Source organism: Streptomyces klenkii, assembly GCF_003626645.1.
In the GTDB taxonomy this organism is placed as follows: domain Bacteria; phylum Actinomycetota; class Actinomycetes; order Streptomycetales; family Streptomycetaceae; genus Streptomyces; species Streptomyces klenkii.
This window is the reverse complement of sequence record NZ_RBAM01000073.1, coordinates 1-1,443: the sequence shown is the minus strand read 5'-3', so window position 1 is coordinate 1,443 and position 1,443 is coordinate 1. Positions and strand designations below refer to the sequence as shown.

Below are 1,443 nucleotides of genomic sequence, written 5' to 3'. Positions count from 1 at the left end.
CACCATCGAGCGCCCTTCCACGGCCCCGGGACGGCCCGGGAGGGCGCTCGTGCGTGAGCACCGCATGAGGAGTTCGGTCACGGGCCTCGCCAAGACCGGGCTGACCGCCCGGCTCCGTCAACCGCCCGCCGGCCGACGGCGAAGCGGCTCAGTCGAGGATCGCGACGGCCTCGACCTCGACCATGTGGTCGGGGATGTCCAGGGCCGCCACGCCCAGCAGTGTGCCCGGCGGCACGGGCGTCGAGCCCAGCCGCGCGGCGGCCCGGGCGACCCCGTCCAGGAACAGCGGCATCTTGTCCGGGGTCCAGTCGACGACGTGGACGGTCAGCTTCGCCACGTCCCGGAAGGAGGCGCCGACCCCGGCCAGGGCGGTGGCGACGTTGAGGTAGCACCGCTCGACCTGGGCGGCGAGGTCGCCCGCGCCGACCGTGACCCCGTCGGCGTCCCACGAGACCTGCCCGGCGACGAAGACCAGCCGCGAGCCCGTCGCGACCGACACCTGGTGGTAGGCGTCGATCGTGGGCAGTCCTTCGGGATTGACGAGGGTGATGGCCATGCCGGGTCTCCTGCTCTCTTGTGGTTACTGGGAAACCGTAGGAGAGTGTGCACCGACCTGGAAGAACGCACTTTTCGGTGACTGGGGAACCTCATGGTGACCAAGCAGCGGGGCGACCTGCCGCCCGACGCGGATCTGACCCGCGCGGACTCGCTGGCGCGGGAGATCTTCTCGGACGTCGCGAACAAGTGGGCCCTGTTGATCATCGAGGCCCTCGGCGAACGCACGCTGCGCTTCAGCGCGCTGCGGAACGAGGTGGACGGCGTCAGCCACAAGATGCTCACCCAGAACCTGCGCATGCTGGAGCGCAACGGCCTGGTCCGGCGAACGGTGCACCCCACCGTGCCGCCGCGCGTCGACTACACCCTCACCGAACCGGGCCAGGCCCTCCGCGCGACGGTCAGCGGCATGTGCGACTGGACCCAGCGCTACCTCACCCACATCGAGACCGCCCGCCGCGACTTCGATGCGCCGTTCGAAGCCGGCTGGCCTCGCGCCCTCGCGAGATGACCCGTCCGAGGGTTGAGCAGGGTGGTCAGCGGCGGGTAGTCCCTTGCGCGGGGCGGTTGCCCCGTCGTGATGACGGCCGGAGTACTAGTCTGGCCGCCGTGCGCGATGTCGTGGTGGGGATGCGGTTTCTGTGGGAGGGCCAGCGCTGGGTCTTCGGGCACCGGCGCTGGCTCCGGGTCGGGCTGCTGCCCGCGCTGATCACGCTCGTGCTCTACGCGGCCGTGCTCGCCGTGCTGGTGTGGCGGATCGACGAACTCGCCGCCTGGGCCACGCCCTTCGCGGACGACTGGGACTCCGGGGGACGCACGGCGGTCCGTGTGGCGTTCGGCGCGGTCGTGATGCTGGGCGCGCTGCTCGCCGCGGTGCTGACGTTCACG

General features: G+C 71.4%; 2 protein-coding genes and 1 pseudogene. 2 read left to right on the top strand and 1 reads right to left on the bottom strand.

The genetic code is table 11. The features are described 5' to 3' along the window. Positions 1-148: 148 nt before the first annotated feature. Positions 149-556 carry a RidA family protein gene (locus tag D7231_RS34675; protein ID WP_120760327.1) on the bottom strand — a complete coding sequence of 136 codons (408 nt, stop codon included), beginning with the start codon at positions 554-556 and terminating at the stop codon, positions 149-151. 93 nt (positions 557-649) lie between these two features. Here D7231_RS34675 and D7231_RS34670 point away from each other — a divergent pair, with 93 nt between their 5' ends. After that, on the top strand, positions 650-1,066 hold the full coding sequence (locus D7231_RS34670) for a winged helix-turn-helix transcriptional regulator (RefSeq protein WP_120760325.1): 417 nt from the start codon (positions 650-652) through the stop codon (positions 1,064-1,066). A gap of 98 nt (positions 1,067-1,164) precedes the next feature. After that, a pseudogene (locus tag D7231_RS34665) lies at positions 1,165-1,443 on the top strand (EI24 domain-containing protein); the annotation flags it as partial.